The organism is Bacteroides sp. 43_46 (assembly GCF_001915455.1).
Classification (GTDB): Bacteria; Bacteroidota; Bacteroidia; order Bacteroidales; family Bacteroidaceae; genus Bacteroides; species Bacteroides caccae.
Map to the genome: position 1 here is coordinate 1 of NZ_MNQN01000011.1, position 2,062 is coordinate 2,062.

The window sequence follows — 2,062 nt, forward strand, 5'->3', positions numbered from 1 at the left end:
GTATTTGTCCACTACCTCCGGAAGCAATCTTGGGCTTCTTACTCGGAAGCCCAAGAGCCTTTCTCACAGAGAATACATCTATTATCAGGTATTTCACCTGTACAGATATACCGCAATTGTTGCTGAATGAGCCTATCGTTCGAATCACCAGACTACTCGAACACCCTACCAGTCTCCAGACCAACAATTAAGAGTGATTTTAATATTGCATCCTGCAATATAACAAACATTTATTGCACACCTTTCACAAGGGTTATCAAGCCCCCCAATCAGAATTAGCCGATTCTTTCCCCTGTCAACCGGTATCCGATCGTCATTTTAACAATGCACTATATTATAGTGGGGCTTTTGTATAGTTAATTATTAGGTTAATCTTCTAGTTACAGATTGATTCTAAGGTTTCAATTTTCCAGTTCAAATTCTCCGGAAAATACTTTCGTAGGAAGCTGTATTTCCAAGGTATATTTACCTTTTTGCTCACCGGTAAGATCAATATTAACTTTGTCTACATTCCATTCGGTAGATGAATAAACAACTTTGCCTTCTGCATCTTTCACAACAACTGTTGCAGTAGGAACAGTGGAAAGCAAGTCAATAGTAACTAGTGCGTCCTCAATAAAAGCAACAGGCGTAATAGGAATAGAACGATGCTGTGCTTGAGTTTTGCAGCTTAATTCAATACGACGCAAAGACTTCATTTCTCGTGCAGAAGACGGTATATTTACCTGGAACAAAATAGCAAATAAGAAAACAAGTAAAAATTTAGCTTTCATAATAAATTGGGTTTAAAATTTCGCCCCAAATGTACACAGATAGACTAAAAGAAACGATTTTTATATGGTAACAATGGTAACAGTCTTTTGTCTATATGAAAAATAATTTGTAAGAATCCTACTGTATCTTACAGATTATCAACAGTGAACACCTGTTCAAATAAATATGTACCCATTTTATTTTTTATACGGTTCTTACGAGTCTTAAGTGCGTCCGATGTAGTATCCATCAACTCCATTATAACAGTTTTTGAACAATGAAGCGAAGAAAGGACACAATAAAACAAGTCATCATTAGTCAAAGACGGGCAACATTCTTTAAGATTCACCATTACATCAACAAATGCTTCACAGATAGCAATACGCATATCCGCTCTCAAACTGCGCATCGCCAACAATTGTTTAGGAGTTGATTTCTCTAATGTTTCCAACTTATTATAACAATCAGTGGTTTGAAACATGGATATACATAATTGCAACTGTTGTTCCCGCAAATCTGACATTTTTTTATTTATATGCTCTTGGTTAGGTTCAGAAGTTTTTTCCTCCTTTAGCAACATAGTATCGACACGCTTCTGAGTTAACTCTTGCTGCAAAGCAATATAACGCTTCTTCCGCTTTCTATCATTCCACATAAAACAAAAGATACATATTATTGTCAAAGAAAGAAAAATAGAAACCAAACTAACAAATAATGTTTGAGCATGTTCCGACAACGTCCTTTTATGTTCTTCTAACTGATGTTTATCCATTAGACGATTAAGCTCTTCATTATCAGCCATTATTTGAATAGAATCATAAAGTATCTTATACATATCAATGTTTTTCACAGCAGTTTCCCATTCTCCTTTTTTCTTCGCCACTTGATACATTCCATTATAGCAAACAACTTTACCATTAACACCAAGTTGATCTACATTCTTGTTAAAAAAATAACTAGCAGAATCAAGTTTATCCAAGTTAAGCATAATTTTCGCTTTTAACAAACAAGCATTAGCTGCCTCATCTTGCCCCATGATCATAATCGCTTTTGATACATATTTATCCGCAAGAATATAATCTTTTTGCTCATCATAAAGCATAGCAAAATCATGATAAAGCGCACCTATCAAAGCAGAATCTTGCACAGCTACCGCACAATCAAGCGCTTGCTGATAATAGTACAATGCACTATCTTTTTCATTTTGCAGCAAAAAAACACGTGCCATACCCCTTAATGGATATATTTGTTCTACACCTCCTTTCAATATCTGATAAGCTTTACGATAAGCCTCCATTGCTACATCATC

Annotated in this window: 3 protein-coding genes; 1 reads left to right on the forward strand and 2 read right to left on the reverse strand. The window is 35.3% G+C overall.

Annotated elements, in window-relative coordinates; genetic code table 11:
- On the forward strand, positions 1-191 hold a 191-nt coding region (locus BHV72_RS00300), incomplete at its 5' end, for a hypothetical protein (RefSeq protein WP_286853343.1).
- Between the two features lie 210 nt (positions 192-401).
- On the opposite strand, the gene BHV72_RS00305 is transcribed toward BHV72_RS00300, so the two are convergent.
- Positions 402-773: a DUF3244 domain-containing protein gene (locus tag BHV72_RS00305; RefSeq protein WP_022043210.1), complete on the reverse strand. Its 372-nt coding sequence runs from the start codon at positions 771-773 to the stop codon at positions 402-404.
- Between the two features lie 128 nt (positions 774-901).
- On the reverse strand, positions 902-2,062 hold a 1,161-nt coding region (locus BHV72_RS00310; protein ID WP_286853349.1), incomplete at its 5' end, for a tetratricopeptide repeat protein.